The organism is Halomonas sp. SIMBA_159 (genome assembly GCF_046536035.1).
Lineage (GTDB): Bacteria > Pseudomonadota > Gammaproteobacteria > Pseudomonadales > Halomonadaceae > Vreelandella > Vreelandella venusta_A.
Window position 1 is genome coordinate 1 of the sequence record NZ_JAWJBT010000208.1, and the last position, 345, is coordinate 345.

General features: G+C 67.0%; 1 protein-coding gene. It reads right to left on the reverse strand.

All coding sequences use genetic code 11. The features are described 5' to 3' along the window. Window positions 1-63 precede the first annotated feature (63 nt). A partial coding sequence (locus tag R0J87_RS19015) for an enolase C-terminal domain-like protein (protein WP_498888178.1) occupies window positions 64-345 on the reverse strand: 282 nt, incomplete at its 5' end.

Below are 345 nucleotides of genomic sequence, written 5' to 3' on the forward strand. Positions count from 1 at the left end.
AGGCCAGCGCCGCCAGCAGCGGCAGTGCACGGGACATCGATCCGAGCAGGCCGGTACGCATGCTTACCAATCCCACATCGCGCCGTCTTCCAGCCGTGCGACCGGCAGCTGGCGCGGCACGTACGGATAGCGCGCGGCGAGCTTCTCGTCCAGCTCCACGCCATGGCCCGGCTTGTCACCGACATGCAGGCGGCCGGCGCGGAACTCGTAGTCGCGCGGGAACACCTCCAGGATCTGCTCGCTGTGGAACATGTATTCCTGGATGCCGAAGTTGTGGATCGACAGTCCCAGGTGCATCGCGGCGGCCATGCCGACCGGAGAGATGTCGGTGGGTCCGTGCATGCC